13 protein-coding genes are annotated in these 14,206 nt (G+C 64.9%); 10 read left to right on the top strand and 3 right to left on the bottom strand.

All coding sequences use genetic code 11. From position 1 onward, the window contains the following. Positions 1-17 precede the first annotated feature (17 nt). The gene (locus tag AC5RWA_RS05590; RefSeq protein WP_494056862.1) at positions 18-1,376 is read left to right on the top strand and encodes a pectate lyase family protein; all 1,359 of its coding nucleotides are present in this window, start codon (positions 18-20) and stop codon (positions 1,374-1,376) included. Between the two features lie 82 nt (positions 1,377-1,458). Next, positions 1,459-1,671 (top strand): dodecin, encoded by a 213-nt coding sequence (locus tag AC5RWA_RS05585; RefSeq protein ID WP_275725568.1) that lies wholly within the window; start codon positions 1,459-1,461, stop codon positions 1,669-1,671. An 84-nt stretch (positions 1,672-1,755) separates the two neighbouring features. Here the strand turns inward: AC5RWA_RS05585 and AC5RWA_RS05580 are convergent, their stop codons facing one another. Beyond that, positions 1,756-1,974: a hypothetical protein gene (locus AC5RWA_RS05580; RefSeq protein ID WP_494056861.1), complete on the bottom strand. Its 219-nt coding sequence runs from the start codon at positions 1,972-1,974 to the stop codon at positions 1,756-1,758. 128 nt (positions 1,975-2,102) lie between these two features. Further along, complete coding sequence (locus AC5RWA_RS05575) at positions 2,103-3,014, bottom strand: helix-turn-helix domain-containing protein (RefSeq protein ID WP_494056860.1); 912 nt, start codon at positions 3,012-3,014, stop codon at positions 2,103-2,105. Positions 3,015-3,220: 206 nt separating this feature from the next. Here AC5RWA_RS05575 and AC5RWA_RS05570 point away from each other — a divergent pair, with 206 nt between their 5' ends. The 7 genes from AC5RWA_RS05570 to AC5RWA_RS05540 all read left to right on the top strand — a co-directional run bounded on the left by AC5RWA_RS05570 (position 3,221) and on the right by AC5RWA_RS05540 (position 10,737). Continuing rightward, positions 3,221-4,042: an aldo/keto reductase gene (locus tag AC5RWA_RS05570; protein WP_275725563.1), complete on the top strand. Its 822-nt coding sequence runs from the start codon at positions 3,221-3,223 to the stop codon at positions 4,040-4,042. 59 nt (positions 4,043-4,101) lie between these two features. Further along, the gene (locus AC5RWA_RS05565) at positions 4,102-5,073 is read left to right on the top strand and encodes an aldo/keto reductase (protein ID WP_494056859.1); all 972 of its coding nucleotides are present in this window, start codon (positions 4,102-4,104) and stop codon (positions 5,071-5,073) included. Next, positions 5,067-6,092: an NAD-dependent epimerase/dehydratase family protein gene (locus AC5RWA_RS05560; protein WP_494056858.1), complete on the top strand. Its 1,026-nt coding sequence runs from the start codon at positions 5,067-5,069 to the stop codon at positions 6,090-6,092. The genes AC5RWA_RS05565 and AC5RWA_RS05560 overlap by 7 nt, the downstream gene beginning before the upstream one ends. Before the next feature lie 147 nt (positions 6,093-6,239). Next, positions 6,240-8,792, top strand: coding sequence for a rhamnogalacturonan lyase (locus AC5RWA_RS05555; protein ID WP_494056857.1), 2,553 nt, complete (start codon positions 6,240-6,242; stop codon positions 8,790-8,792). A 28-nt stretch (positions 8,793-8,820) separates the two neighbouring features. Beyond that, positions 8,821-9,654 (top strand): aldo/keto reductase, encoded by an 834-nt coding sequence (locus AC5RWA_RS05550; protein WP_494056856.1) that lies wholly within the window; start codon positions 8,821-8,823, stop codon positions 9,652-9,654. 133 nt (positions 9,655-9,787) lie between these two features. Further along, complete coding sequence (locus AC5RWA_RS05545; protein WP_079598656.1) at positions 9,788-10,054, top strand: GlsB/YeaQ/YmgE family stress response membrane protein; 267 nt, start codon at positions 9,788-9,790, stop codon at positions 10,052-10,054. A 113-nt stretch (positions 10,055-10,167) separates the two neighbouring features. Continuing rightward, entirely contained in the window at positions 10,168-10,737 is a 570-nt protein-coding gene (locus AC5RWA_RS05540; RefSeq protein ID WP_494056855.1) for a hypothetical protein, read from the top strand. Positions 10,738-10,896: 159 nt separating this feature from the next. On the opposite strand, the gene AC5RWA_RS05535 is transcribed toward AC5RWA_RS05540, so the two are convergent. Then, entirely contained in the window at positions 10,897-11,502 is a 606-nt protein-coding gene (locus tag AC5RWA_RS05535; RefSeq protein WP_494056854.1) for a DM13 domain-containing protein, read from the bottom strand. A 217-nt stretch (positions 11,503-11,719) separates the two neighbouring features. On the opposite strand from AC5RWA_RS05535, the gene AC5RWA_RS05530 reads away from it, so the two are divergent. Continuing rightward, positions 11,720-13,960 carry an HNH endonuclease signature motif containing protein gene (locus AC5RWA_RS05530; protein ID WP_494056853.1) on the top strand — a complete coding sequence of 747 codons (2,241 nt, stop codon included), beginning with the start codon at positions 11,720-11,722 and terminating at the stop codon, positions 13,958-13,960. Positions 13,961-14,206 lie beyond the last annotated feature (246 nt).

The raw sequence follows: 14,206 nt of genomic DNA, 5'->3' as shown, positions 1-14,206 counted from the left end.
CCCAAGGAGCATCGAAGATGATGTCCATCCCCCTGTCCATCGTCATGGCCACCGGCCTTGCCCTCAGTTCGTCAGTTCCCGCACCAGCGCCGCATGCTGCTGACCGCAACCCGATCTCCACCGACCTTGGGAGGCAGACTCTTGCGGCAGGCGACGGATGGGCGTCTGCCGACGGCGGCACCACCGGGGGTGCCAATGCAGCGCCGGAAGACGTGCACAAGGTTTCAACGAGGGATGAACTTGCCGCGGCAGTGGCCGGAAACGAGCCCAAGATTGTGTACGTAGAACAGCACATCAACGCAAATACCGCCCCGGACGGGACTCCGATCGCCTGCGAAGACTACGCCGTGGACGGCTACTCCCTGGACGCCTACCTCGCAGCGTTCGACCCGGCGCACTGGGCGGGGCAGGCATCCGGCCCCCTCGAAGATGCCCGCAAGGCATCAAGCGCCAACCAGCGGAAGCAAATCCGGATCGACATCGGCGCCAACACAACCATTGTTGGCCTGGGCGATGTCCAGCTCACGGGCTTTACGTTGAATATTGATGGGGTGGACAACGTGATTGTCCGCAATCTCCGCCTGTCCGACGCCTATGACTGCTTCCCGGGTTGGAACGGGGACACCTGGAAAACGGAGTGGGACAACCTGGTGGTGTCAGGCTCCACCCACGTGTGGCTGGACCACTTGACACTGGATGACGGCGGGACAGCCGACGCTGAGCAGCCCGAGTATTTTGGTGAGCCCTTCCTGCGGCACGACGGTCTCCTGGACGTCGTCCGCCAGGCAGACCTGGTGACCATTTCGTGGAGCAGGATGGTGGGGCATGACAAATCCCTGCTGTGGGGCAATGGCGACGGTGCCATCGGCGATCGTGGCCGCCTCCGCGTTACGCTGCACCACAACGAATTGATTGATCTTGATCAGCGCGCACCCCGCGTGCGGTTTGGGCAGGCCCATGTATATAACAACGTGTACAGGGTAACCAGCCCTGACCGCTACCAGTACTCCTGGGGCGTCGGCGTGGAGTCGAGCATCATCGCGCGGAACAACACGTTTGAGCTGGCGCCGGGCATTCCTGCTGCCCAGATCATCCGGAACTTTGGTGGCACTGGAATAGATGAAGAGGGCACATGGGTGAACGGGCGCCATGTCAGCGTGCTGGACGCCTATAACGCGGCCACTCCGGTCGAATTACTGGCTCCGGAAGTATCGGGCATACCCGGCCCGCATCTGCCCATTGAACCCGCACCTGCCGCACAAGAACGGGTTGAACGGGGAGCCGGATCCGGGCAGCTGGATTCATCCGTCACGCACTATATCGATCCTCATAGGAGAAATGACACCACGTCATATCCACAAAGGGCAGGCGGATAAGGGCTGGTCAGGGCTCTGGGAGTGCTACTAGTCTTCAAGAACGGCCCGCAACCGGGAGCAACGATGATCAAGAGGAGCGAAGTTGTCCAACCACACGTACAGCATTTCTGAAATTGTCGGCACATCGACCCAGGGAGTGGATGACGCCGTCCGCAACGGCATCGCCAAGGCATCGCAGACCCTCCGCAACCTCGATTGGTTTGAGGTGAAGGAAATCCGCGGCCACCTGGAAGAAGGCCAGATCGCTGACTGGCAGGTGACCATCAAGCTCGGTTTCCGGCTCGAAGAGCACTAGATACACCCAACTGACCCGCAGTCAAACGTCGCAAAACCTGGTTTTGACGGGGTTGGCTGCGGGTCAGTTTGGGTTAAAGCGGCGCTAGTTGGCCGAGACAGTGCCGGCTGAACGGCGGCGCCACACGGTGGGAATGCCGTCGAACGCGGGAAACACGTGCCCTTCGAAGAAGGACAGCACGGTGTGCGGGTCGTGGTCCGGGCTCCAAAGGCCGGACACCGGGCAATGCGAGCCGGTGGCCGTGGAGGAGGCGGTGCCGGCGTTACCCGCCTGGCGTTCCTTGAGCAGTGCGATGCGTTTCATCGTTGAGACCATCCTTGGTGGCGAAAAGCTTGTTTCTCCAGCCTAGGAACAGGACGATCGCCAACCAATGGACGGCTGGCCAGAATTGGCGTATTGGCTTGGCCAGATGCACAGCAGGAGTGGCGCGCTCAGGACACCTCTCCCCGTTCGACGACTGCCGCGTCCGGGCTGGAAATACTGCGCTCCCCCACCGGGGCGGGGCCGGCGCCCAGGCTGGCCAGCAGCGCGAGGGCGTCCGACGACGGCGATCCAGGCCGGGCGGAGTACACCCGCAGTGTCTGGTCGGGCTCGTCGGGAAGGGCAAGGTTTTCAAAGTTCAGTTCCAGGTCGCCAACGGCCGGGTGGTGCAGCCTGACGGTCCCGGCAGACCGGGTTGCCACCCGGTGCCCTGCCCACCATTGCCGGAAGTGCTCGCTGTTCACTGCGAGTTCGCCCACCAACTGGTTTGTTTGGGGGTCGTTGGGGTGCCGCCCTACGTCGATCCGAAGGGCCCCGGCGGCTTCCGCCGCGACGGTTTTCCAATCGCGGAACAAGGTCCTGGCCGCCGGATCGAGGATCAGCCAGCGGGTGAGGTTCCGTTCCCCGGCGGGAAGCGCCGCAAAGTCCGTAAAGAGAAGGAACGCCATCCGGTTGCCCGCCAGGACGTCGCTGCGACGTCCCAGCAGCATGGCCGGCACATCGCCCACAGCCTCCAGGAGGTGGCGCAGCGCCGGCCGGACACCCTGGACTGACGGGCTGCCGGGGGTGCGGGGATTGTTCGCGCAGTTCTCCAGCAGGTCCATCATGTGCACATGCTCGCTGCTGTCCAGGCGGAGCGCCCGTGACACGGCCTCGAGCACGGCGCGTGAGGGGTGGATATTCCGGCCCTGTTCCAGCCGGACGTAGTAATCGGTGCTGACCCCTGCCAGCCGGGCCACCTCCTCGCGCCGCAGGCCGGGGACCCTGCGGGCGCCGGAGGTGGGGCCCGCTCCCGCGTCCTCCGGGCTTAGCCGGGACCGCATGGCTTTGAGGAACTTTCCGAACTCGGCGCTTTGACCCATGGTGACCATTGTGCCCGGCAAGAGTGATCCCTTCTACAACGAAGGTAGGACTGGCAATCCTAGGAAAAACAGAATCAGCCTTACCTGCTGACTATGGGACAAAAACTGCATAGGCTCAATGTTGAGCCAGCGGAAACCGCTTTCTCGGCGTCGACCAACCGGCACCTTCCCAGCAGCACAGCACCAGCACTATGCAAGGAGCACCCATGTCAGAGCTGACACTCAACAACGGCGTCACCATCCCCCAGCTTGGCCTCGGCGTTTTCCAGGTCCCGCCCGAGGACACCCAGCGGATCGTGGAGGACGCCCTCGAAGCAGGCTACCGGCACATTGATACCGCCGCCGGCTACCGGAATGAAGCAGGCGTGGGGGCGGCCATCGCCGCTACCGGCATCCCGCGTGAGGACATCTTTGTCACCACCAAGCTCCGGAACGGCGAGCAGGGCCGGGCACAGGAGGCCTTCCAGAACAGCCGCAAGGCGCTGGGCCTGGACTTCGTGGACCTTTACCTCATCCACTGGCCGGTCCCCTCGCAGGGCCTGTACGTCCAGGCCTGGAAAGAGATGGAGCGGCTCTACGAGAACAACCAGATCCGGGCCATCGGAGTCTCCAACTTCCTGTCCGAACACCTGGACACCCTGCTTGAGTCCGCCGAGATCGTCCCCGCCGTCAACCAGATCGAACTCCACCCGAGCTACCAGCAGGCGGACCTGGCAGCAAAGTGCCGGAGCCTGGGCATCGAGGTGGAGGCCTACAGTCCGTTGGGCCGGGGCGCCGACCTCAACGGAAACGCCGTCACCACCATCGCGAATGCGCACAACGCCACCACTGCCCAGGTAGTCCTCGCGTGGCACCTCGCCACCGGAAACATCGTCATCCCGAAGTCCGTCGATCCGGCCCGCATCCGGGAAAATTTCGCGGCCTCGTCACTCACGCTTTCCGGCGAGGAGCTCGCGGCCATCACCGCCCTCGAGTCGGGGGCGCGCCTCGGTTCCGATCCCGCCGTCGCTTCCTTCAGCCAGCTTTAGCCGGCTTCGAGAAGCTCAGCCACCGGCTCGGCAGGCAGTACTACCGAAAGGATCCAACAATGCAGTACACCCATCTGGGCCGCTCCGGCCTGAAAGTCTCCCGACTCTGCCTGGGCACCATGAACTTCGGGCCGCAGACCGATGAGGCGGACGCCCACAGCATCATGGATTCCGCCCATGACAACGGCATCAATTTCTTCGACACCGCCAACGTCTACGGCGGTGCCGGGCACCGCGGGTGGACCGAGGAAATCATCGGGCGCTGGTTCGCGAAGGGCGGCGAGCGCCGTGAACACACGGTGCTGGCCACCAAGCTTTACGGCACCATGACTGACCGCCCCAATGAGTCCAAGCTGTCCGCGCTCAACATCCGCCGCGCCCTGGATGCCAGCCTCAAGCGGCTGCAGACGGACTACATCGACGTCTACCAGTTCCACCACATCGACCGGGACACCCCCTGGGACGAGATCTGGCAGGCCATCGAAGTGGCGGTGCAGCAGGGCAAGATCCTGTACTCCGGCAGCAGCAACTTTGCCGGCTGGCACATCGCCCAGGCCCAGGAAGCGGCCCGCCGGCGGCACTACACCGGGCTGGTCAGCGAACAGTCCATCTACAACCTGTTCATGCGCCAGGTGGAACTCGAGGTCATCCCGGCCGCGCAGCAGTACGGCCTCGGCCTTATTCCGTGGTCCCCGCTGCAGGGCGGGCTTCTGGGCGGGGTACTGAAGAAAGAGCGCGACGGCGTCCGCCGCACCGAGGGACGGGCAGCGGAGACGCTGAAGAAGCATGAGGACCAGATCCGCCAATACGAGGACTTTGCGGACGAACTGGGGCACGAACCCGGGGACGTGGCCCTGGCCTGGCTGCTGCACCAGCCTGCGGTCACGGCGCCCATCGTGGGTCCGCGGACGCAGGAACAGCTGGACGCCGCCATCCGCGCCCTTGATGTCACCCTGGACGCCGACGCCCTCAAGCGGCTGGACGACATCTTCCCCGGGCACCGGACGGCCCCGGAAGACTACGCGTGGTAGACGCTTTGCACGCAGCCGATACGGTGGCGCCGAGGACAATCCTGTTTCTCGGCGGCACCGGGGTCATCAGCACAGCGGCGGCCGAACGGGCCGCCGCGCTGGGCCACCGGCTGACCATCCTGAACCGGGGCCGGTCCACGCGGCCTGTCCCGGAAGGGGTGGAGGTCCTGGCCGCCGACGTCCGTGACGCAGCCTCCGTCCGGGACGTGCTGGGCGGGCGGGAGTTCGACGCCGTTGCCGACTTTATTGCGTACACTCCGGATCAGGCGCAAACCAGCCTGGACCTGTTCAGGGGCCGGACGGGGCAGTACGTCTTCATCAGCTCCGCTTCGGCCTACCAAAAGCCGCCCTCCCGCCTGCCGATCCGGGAGTCCACCCCGCTGAAGAATCCCTTCTGGCAATATTCGCGGGACAAGATCGCCTGCGAGGAACTGCTCTACCGGGCCTACCGGGAGGAAGACTTTCCACTCACGGTGGTGCGTCCCTCGCATACCTACGACCGCACCAAGATCGCCATGGTGGGCGGCTGGACCGACATCCACCGGATGCGCTCCGGGCTGCCGGTCATGGTGCACGGCGACGGCACATCCCTCTGGACGCTCACCCACAGCCGCGACTTCGCGAAGGCTTTCGTGGGGCTGCTCGGCAGGCCGCAGGCGGTGGGTGAGAGCTACACCATCACGTCGGACGAGTACTTGCCCTGGAACCAGATCTACCGGCTGTTCGCGCGGGCCGCGGGCACCCCTGAGCCTGACCTCGTCCACGTTGCGTCCGAAACCATCGCTGCGCACAGCCCTGAACTTGGCTCCAACCTGCTCGGCGACCGGTCCCATTCGGTAATTTTCGATAACACCAAGATCAAATCCTTGGTTCCGGATTACACGGCCACCATCCCCTTCGCGGACGGTGCACGCGAGATTGTTCGATGGTATGACGCCAACCCCGGACTGCAGGTGGTGGACCGGAGCTACATGGACCTCAGCGACCGCCTTACCGGATGGGCCCGCAAGGGCGTATAAGGGCGACTCCGGGCTTGGTATCGGGCGTTTCTACAACGTTCTAAATACCCTCTTCCGGCAACTCTGGCAAGGGGTTGTTTTGTCCCCTCCCCCACTCTAAGTTACTGGGGAAGCGTTTTCCCGTCTCACGATTGAAAGGATTCATCGATGAATCCCCACAGGACTCCCCTGCGCCTCCTCTCGGTAGGGGCCGTCGGCCTCGCACTGACCATCGGCTGCCTCGCCGCCCCTGCATCCGCCGTCGGACCTTCCGCCAAGCCCGCCAACCCCGCCGTCCAGCTGGACCACCTCGACCGTGGACTGGTGGCCGCCGGAACGTCCGAGGGCGTCTTCCTGAGCTGGCGCCTCCTGGGGCATGAAGCCACCGGGTCCTCAGCCACCGGCCTTACCGGTACCGACTTCAACGTGTACCGCGACGGCCAGAAGCTCGCCACGGTCACCGACAGCACCAACTACCTAGACCCAGCTGGAACCGCAGCGTCGGAGTACCAGGTGCGGGCCGTCGTCGGGGGCGTTGAACTGGACCGCAGCGCAACCGCCACATCCTGGGGCGGCAACTTCAAGGACATCCCGCTGAAGAAGCCGGCCGACGGTGTCACGCCCTCCGGACAGGCCTACACCTACGCGGCCAATGACGCGTCGGTGGGCGACGTGGACGGCGACGGCCAGTATGAGTTCATCGTCAAATGGGACCCGAACAACTCCAAGGACGTTTCACAGGTGGGCTACACGGGCAACACCTACGTGGACACCTACAAAGCGGACGGCACGCTCCTGCACCGGATCGACCTGGGCGTGAACATCCGCTCCGGCGCGCATTACACCCAACTGCTGGTCAACGATTTCGACGGCGACGGGCGCGCCGAGATGATGATGAAGACCGCGCCGGGAACCAAGAGCACCAATTACAACGCGGACGGCAGCATTGCCTCCAGCGCGTTCATCACCCTGCTGCAGTCCGACGTCGACGCCGGCTACGCCAACACGGACGACTACCGGATGAGCGCGGCGGACTACTACCAGCACATGGTCAAGACGTTCCAAGGCTGGACCGAGCACCCGGAGGTCAAGGCCGGCAACTGGCCCGCCACCCTCGAGGAAGCCTTCGGCATTGCGCCGAAGTACCAGTACCCGCTGTCCACATCCGACGCCAAAGCGCTGGCCGACTACTTCATGGACGTTTACGCCCCCTCCCGCAGCGCACGGAACAACCTGCGGGCATTCGAGGGCTTCATCGTGTCCGGGCCGGAGTACCTCACCGTTTTCGAGGGCGCCACCGGCAAGGAGCTGAAGACGGTAGCCTACGAGCCCGGCAGGCACGACGACGGGTTGATGTGGGGCGACTACGCCATGGGCCGCATTGAGCCTGGCAACCGCGTGGACCGGTTCCTCGCCGGCGTGGCCTACCTTGACGGCAAGAAGCCCGCGGCGGTCTTCGCCCGGGGCTACTACACCCGCACCACCCTGGCCACCTACACCTGGGACGGGACGAACCTCTCCCCCGTGTGGAACATCGACTCGGGCTGGACACCCATGACCAACCCGTTCAACGATTCGCCGCACGGCCGCGACGGAACCGATCCGGAGTACGGGAAGCTGACCACGCAGGGCTTCCACTCGCTGAGCGCATCGGACGTGGACGGCGACGGCAAGCAGGAGATCGTCTACGGCTCCGCAACGATCGACGACGACGGCTCGCTGCTGTACAGCTCGTTCGGCACACTGCCCGCCGGCAGCGCCGCGCCCGGCGAAGCGGCGCGGCTGGGCCACGGCGATGCGATGCACGTGACGGACATCGATCCGGCACGGCCCGGCAAGGAGATCTTCACGGTCCACGAGGGCGCCACCTACGCGCCCTACGGCTACGCCATGCGCGACGCCGCCACCGGCGAAGTGCTGTTCGGTGCCTACTCCGGCAAGGACACCGGCCGCGGCATGATCGGTGACGTGGATCCGGCCGTACCCGGCATCGAGAACTGGGCCATCGGCATGCAGTCCGCCGACGGCGACAAGCTCTCCTCCACCGGGCCCGGCACCAACATGAGCATCAAGTGGGCGGCGGACATGACCACCCAGATCGTCAACGGCTCCGGAGACCAGACCCCCACCATCGACGACTGGAAGCGCGGCCGGCTGCTGACCGCGGATGGCACCCGGACCAACAACGGCACCAAGGGCACGCCCAGCCTGGTGGCGGACGTGGTGGGCGACTGGCGCGAGGAAATGCTGGTCCGGACCGCCGACAGTTCCGCCCTGCGGATGTACATGAGCACGGAAGTGACCAGCCACAAGCTGTACACGCTCATGCACGATCCGCAGTACCGCGCCGAAGTTGCCCGGCAGAACACCACCTACAACCAGCCGTCCTACACCGACTTCTATTTCGCCTCCGATATGGACTTCGCCAACGTCCCGCTGCGCGCCGCCTGGCTGCCCGGCAGCGTCAAGGCACTGGAGCACGTCCTGGAGGACCTGGTGGATTCGGGCGATGTTGCCGGACCGGTGGCCAGCCAGCTGGCTGCCAGCGTGCAGCAGGCAGGCAAGGCGGTGGAGGATGGCGACGCCGGCAAGGCCGCCCGGACCGTCCAGCGCTTTGTGGACTTCCTTGCCCAGCAGAAGGGTCCGGACACGGTATCGGACACTGCCCGGGTGGTGCTGAACCACAATGCGGAGAATATTCTCCGGGCTTTTGGGGGCTAGGCCGCCTTCTACGGGAGAGACTGTTCAAATGACACTTGCACCGCTCATCAAACTCAATGACGGATACTCCATCCCGCAGCTGGGTCTTGGCACCTGGCCGCTGGATGACGATCAGGCGGCCACCGCCGTCGTGCAGGCCTTGGAAGCCGGCTACCGGCACATCGATACCGCCGTGAAGTACGGCAATGAACGCGGTGTCGGCAACGGCATCCGTGCCAGCGGCGTGGACCGATCTGACGTCTTCGTCACCACCAAGCTGGACGGCCAGTTCCAGGGCAAGGACAGGGCGGTGGAGGGCCTGGAGGGCTCGCTGAGGCGGCTTGGGCTGGAGTACGTGGACCTGCTGCTGATCCATTGGCCGCTGCCTGCACGGGATGAGTACATCTCCACGTGGAAAACATTCGAACGGCTGCAGGCGGAGGGTAAAGTCCGGTCCATCGGGGTCTCAAACTTCAAGCCCGCCCACCTGGAACGGCTGATGGCGGAGACCAACGTGGTCCCGGCGGTCAACCAGATTCAGCTCACTCCGGCCATTACGCGGGCCGCCGAGCGGGAGTTCCACGAAAAGCATGGGATTGTCACCCAGTCCTACAGCCCGCTCGGCGGATCAGGGGCAGGCCTGCTGGGCGCTCCCATCCTGACGCAGCTCGCTGAAAAGCATGGAAAAACGCCCGGCCAACTGGTCCTGAGATGGCATATTCAGCATGGACTTGTAACGATTCCGAAAACTGCTGATCCGGACCGGATGAGGGAGAACCTGGACATCTTTGATTTCGCCCTGGATCCGCAGGATCTCGCGGAATTGTCCATCCTCGACGAGGGTCCCGGGGCCGGCAATGATTCCGACGTAACCGGGCACTAAAACAGGCCTGAAGTGCGCTTTTTGTTATCTTCGGGGTTGGCAAAGAGATAGTAAGCATGATTACTATTGATGCAGAAGGATGAAGTGCTTCCGGGATCCGGAGGCCTCCTTTACTTAGGAAGAGGAACGAAAAATGGGATTTATTGCATTTCTGATTCTCGGACTTATTGCTGGTGCGATCGCTAAGGCGATCCTTCCGGGCAGGCAGGGTGGCGGCTGGCTCATCACCCTCGTGCTCGGCGTCGTTGGGGCCCTCCTCGGCGGCTGGATCGGCGGCATGATCTTCGGCACCGGACTGCAGGAGTTCTTCTCCCTGCAGACGTGGCTGCTGGCCATCGGTGGCGCGCTCATCGTGCTGCTGGTGTACGGCATGATCACCAAGCGCAGCGTGCGCGGCTAACACGGCGCGCAAGCCAGGAAACCGGCCTGGGGACCACAATCCCCCAGGCCGGTTTTCACTTTCCCGGCCACGAGGCCGGAACTGAAAACCTTCTCACGGAGCAGGAGTTCATCGTGAAAAACAAACTTCTTTTGGGCGTTGGAATTGCCGCAGGCTACGTCCTCGGATCGCGGTCCGGCCGCGCCGCTTACGACAAGCTCAAGGCGCGGGCAGCGGGCATCTGGGACAGCAAGCCTGTCCAGGACAAAGTGGCTGTTGCCACCGAAGCCATCAAGGAAAAGGCACCCGATGTTGCCGACCAGCTGACCGAGGCGGCACGGCGGGCAGGCACCGTCATCGGCTCTGCCATGCACCGTGACAGCTCCCCGGGCGGCGCCAAGTCCACAACCTCCGACGACGCCACTTCCGCGGGCGCTTCCGGCACCGGTGCTGCTGGTACTTCAGGTACATCGGGCGGGTTCGGCACGTCGGGTACTGCCGGCACTACGGATACGCTCGGGACGTCAGCCACCCTCGGCACGTCGGGCACCCTTGGCACGTCCGCCGGGACTGCCGGTGCGGCCGGGACCTCCGGAACGCTCAGCGACGACAGCGAGCTTGGCGAGGACCACATCCCCGCCCACAGCACGCACCCGGAAACAACCAATTTGGGCACCTCCGGTGAAGCTGGCTCCAAGCCCTAGCTGAAGCCACGGCTTCCGTTTCATGACGCGGAAGCCTTTCTTGACACGGGGGTTGCTGGAACTCTGTGTTACAACTGAATCGCATTGTCGGCCGTCGCGATCCTTGGGGGACGCGGCGGCCGGCGGCGTTTCCGCTGACTGGGCGCGGGTTTCCAGTCCTCAGGCCCCCAGTTCAGCAGCACCGAAAGATACGCTGAACTGCACGCACCACAAATCCACTGACCGGTATTTTGAGAGGTCCACTCCGGCGGGTATCTCATAAACCTGGTTACCTTGGTTTCCCTTGATGAGGCCCAGGTCGTAATGTTCGGCAGAGCCTGCTGTGAACCACCCGTCCGTCCCCTCCACCACATGGGCCGCGCTTAACCAGACGTGCACATCGGGCCCGTTGGAGGTGTCGAGGTTTTCCAGCGTAAGGAAGCGGGAGCCATCCGGCTGCTGGACGATACGCACCGTGCCCGTCGTCGTGTGTTCGTGACTGACCAGCGTGCCCACCGCCAGTTGCTGCGGACCGGCAGGCGGCGAGGACCCCTGCGCGGTGTCAGCAGAACCAGCCGGAGTTGTGGCAGGCGGCACCGGTTCGGCAACGGCGGATTGCGTCCCGGCAGGCGCGCTCGCGGCGATCGGGAGCTGCTCATCCACGCGCACATCCACGAAGAGGAGCCAGGGCTTGAACACCACAAGCCCAATCACCAGGCCCAGGCTGGCAACCGCTACTGTCAGCGCCCACAGCCGCCGGCGGCCAGGACTATTGGTTCTGCGCATGCCTTCATGGTCCGCGCATTGGTTCATTGAAGCAACGAGGCCACGGTGGTCCAACCAGCGATTCAAACGGCCCCACCAACAGATTTAGGACCCGCTGCTCTCGCAATCCGGTCGGTTCTGGTGAAGTGACGGAGGGATGACAACCGGATGCATCCGGTTTTCCACATAGCAGCTTTGGGCAGGCTGTTTTGTCAGTGGTCACTGGCAGAGTTGTCCCATGGAGGCCATTGGGGAGCAGTTTGCGGAGTTCGGCAGTCCCACCGCCGCGCTCCCGCGGGTTCTCCACCCTGGCGGTGGTTCCCGGCGTGACGGGTACGACGGCGACGCCCCGCTCAGGCTTCCCGTGCGCCTTCACGCCATTCCGGCCACGACGGCTCCTGACATTCCCGTTCCGGGCCCACGCCCCTGCCCCGGCGCCGGCCCAACTGCCTCCGAACCTGACCCCGGCAGCGCTGCGACTGAATCCAAAACCGCCCCTTTTTCGGCATCCGCTGGCACTGGGACATACAGGTCACCGAGCGCACCCGATCCCACCCCTGCACCCGTCGTTGAGGATCCGGTTGGCCTGGCCGGGATCGGAGCCCTGCTGGTGGCGGCTGCTGTTGCCGCCCGCGATGAGCTGGCCAGGGCGGACTATGTTTCAGCGGCCAATTTCGCCGGGCAGGTCGAGGACTTTTCCCGGACCGTGGAGTACCTGCAACTGCTCGCCGCCTCCACCGTGGACCGGACCCGGACCCAGGCCATCACCGCCGCGGACGCCGCCCGCACCAGCCAAGCCAGGGCGGGCCGACTTGGGCGACCGGGCCGGGGCTGGGTAACCGGCTGGGATGCCAACGGCGTCGAGACCCTCAACGAAACCGACGCGAACTGGCCCGCACCCACCGGCGACCCCGCAGCTACCGGCAACGGGACACCGCCCAACCAGCCCGCACCACCCAACCAGGCAGTATCAGGAGCCGAGGTTACCCGTCCGGCGAGCACATCCCCCGTGCTGACCTCGTCGGTGGTGACAGCGCCGGTGGTGACGTCGCCGGCCGATGACGGGTGCAGGAACACCGCCGAGTTCCTCAGGCTCCGGCTCCGGATCCCCCTCCGCGAAGCCCGCCGCCGCCTCACCCTCGCCCATCAGGCCCTGCCCGGCACCAGCCTCACCGGCGAACCCCTCCCGCCGGCACGCGAACACCTCACCACAGCCCTCACCCCCACCAACACCACCACCGGCGAACCCGCCCACACCACCACTGATCCGGGCCTGATTGCGGGGCCGGTGCTCTCCTCACACGCCGCGACCATCATCACCGCCACCCTGGACCGGCTCCAGCACCACACCACCCCCGACACCCTCGACCGGATCGAACAGCACCTCACCACCACCGCCATCACCGCCGACCCCGACTTCCTCACCCGCCTGGCCCAACGCTGGAACGACACCATCGACGCCGACGGCACCGAACCCACCGAAGAAGCCCTCCGCCACACCCAAGGCGCGTTCATCCGCAAACCCCGTCACGGCCTGCACCGCCTCGAAATCTTCGCCACCACCGACCAATACGAACACCTCCTCACCGTGATGAACACCGCCACCAACCCCCGCACCGCCACCCCCAACACCAGCACCACAAACCCCGGCCCCGACCCTGACCCGGACGAACGCGCCAACCCCGGGCGGGAGGCCAGCGTGGACCTGGAACGGCGTACCCGGGCCCAGCAACAACTCGACGGACTCGTCTCCGCCGTCAAAGCAGCCCTCACCACCAACCTGCTACCCACCACCGGCGGCAACCGCCCCCAAATCATCGCCACCATCAACTACCAAGACCTCCTCCCCCACCTCCCCAACCCCACCAACAACCCCTGGCCAACCACAGACACAGCCACCGGGCCCCGCACCACCCCACGCCCCGGAACACCCACAGACACCGGCGCAAGGGCCACCAGCACGACGACAAACACCAGCAACGCAACCGGGGCCGGAAGCGAAACGCGCACCCACACCGTAGCCGGGGCCGGGGCCGGGACCGGGGCGTTCGTGTTCACCGGCCCCGTCGCCGCCACCACCCTGCGCAAAATCGCCTGCGACGCCGACATCATCCCCGCACTCCTGGGCACCAACGGCGAAATCCTCGACCTCGGCCGCAAAACACGCCTCTTCACCCCCGCCCAACGCCTCGCCCTCACCGCCCGCGACCAAGGCTGCACCTTCCCCAACTGCACCATCCCCGCACCCTGGTGCGAAGCCCACCACATCACCTACTGGTCACACGGCGGACCAACCACCACCACCAACGGCGCCCTCCTCTGCACACACCACCACCACCTCATCCACAAAGAACAATGGACCATCACCACCACCCACGGCACCCCAACATTCATCCCCCCACCCCACATCGACCCCACCCAAAAACCTCAACAAAACCACTACTTCAAACCCCCACCACCACCCCACCCCAGGGAATAAAGCGGGGAACCCGAAGGAGCAGTGGGCTGACGTCGCGCACCGAAGCAAAAGACTGATTCCGCAGACCGCCAAGGCGTGCGTTGAGGCACGGCACCGGAATCATCCCAAGTGGGCGGTCATGGGAGAGCGAGCGTGACATGTTATCCGGGGAGCTGAACTCCAACCGATGCCGCTCCTTGGATATGCGGAGGAGATGCCCTTCCCTGAATAGGTGTGCGCGGAGGACATGTACCGAACACTGCCGGG

Source organism: Arthrobacter sp. 210 2 (assembly GCF_059093025.1).
This window is presented reverse-complemented; position numbering and strand designations above follow the sequence as displayed.